The organism is Streptomyces sp. 5-10 (assembly GCF_014712245.1).
Taxonomy (GTDB): domain Bacteria; phylum Actinomycetota; class Actinomycetes; order Streptomycetales; family Streptomycetaceae; genus Streptomyces; species Streptomyces violaceusniger.
On the sequence record NZ_JACVYG010000192.1, the window covers coordinates 1 to 1,295 of the forward strand.

The 1,295-nt window shown below is 71.6% G+C and carries 1 protein-coding gene; it reads left to right on the plus strand.

Annotation, left to right across the window (positions count from 1 at the left end; translation table 11 throughout):
• Window positions 1-4 precede the first annotated feature (4 nt).
• Window positions 5-1,295 (plus strand): acyltransferase domain-containing protein (locus tag IEJ02_RS47755; RefSeq protein ID WP_223865622.1); only part of this gene is annotated, 1,291 nt, incomplete at its 3' end.

A 1,295-nucleotide genomic window follows, 5' to 3' on the forward strand; every position in this document is an offset into this window, starting at 1 on the left:
GGTGATGGTGTCGGTGCGGGCGGCTGAGGCGGATGTGCTTCGGTTGCTGGCCGGTCGTGAGGCTGAGGTGAGTGTGGCGGCGGTCAATGGGCCGCGTTCGACCGTGATTTCTGGTGCGGAAGAAGCTGTGGTGGAGGTCGTCGGGCTGCTGGAGGCTGAGGGCGTCAAGACCAAGCGGTTGCGCGTCTCGCATGCGTTCCATTCGCCGTTGATGGAGCCGATGCTGGCGGAGTTCCGGCAGGTGGCCGAGGGGTTGTCGTACGCGCCCGCGCGTATCCCCGTTGTGTCGAACGTGACGGGTCTGGTCGCGGATGCCGAGGNCGAGACGGTGCGTTTCGCGGACGGTGTGCGGTGCCTGGCCGGGCAAGGCGTGGGCACCTACCTGGAGTTGGGCCCCGACGGGGTCCTCTCCGGCATGGGGCAGGAGTGTGTGCCGGACGCCGCCTTCGCCCCCGTTCTCCGCAGCGGTTGGGACGAGACCGCCTCGGTCATGGAGGGGCTGGCCCAGATCCATGTGCGGGGTCGTTCCGTGGACTGGGCCGCGCTGCTCACACCGGCGCGCCCCCGGACCGTCGAACTGCCCACGTATCCCTTCCAGCGGGAACACTTCTGGCTGGAGTCGTCCGCCACCACGGCTGAGACGGGCCCCATGGACGCGGTGGACGCCGACTTCTGGGACGCCGTGGAGCGTGAGGATCTGCCCGCGCTCACCGACACGCTGGCGGTCGTGGACGAGAACGGCGCCGGTGAATCGCTGGCGGCGGTGCTGCCGGTGCTGTCGTCGTGGCGTCGCCGTGGACGTGAGCGCGCCACGGTGGACGGGTGGCGCTACCGCGTTTCCTGGTCGCCGGTGTCCGACGCGGCGGGGACGGTAACGGGTCCGTGGCTGGTGGCGGTCCCCGCGGGGACGGCCGCCGACCCGTGGGTGTCGGCGTGTGTGGACGCGCTTGCCGTACGCGGTGCACGGCCGGTCGTGGTCGAGCTGGGGCCCGATGACGCCGACCGTGAGCTGGTGGCGGCTCGACTGCGTGAGGCTCTGGCCGGGCCTGAAGCGGCCGATGCCACAGGCGTGTTGTCCCTGCTGGCACTGGCCGAGGGCCGACACGGTCAGCACCGGTCGGTGCCCCTGGGCGTGGCATTGACGCTGTCGCTGGTGCAGGCGGTGGGCGATGCGGGCCTGGCCGCTCCCATGTGGTGTGCGACGCGCGGTGCGGTCGCGGTCGTTGGTTCCGAGGGCGTGCGCGCGGTGGAGCAGGCGGCGGTGTGGGGGCTGGGCCGGGTCGCCGGTCTGGAGG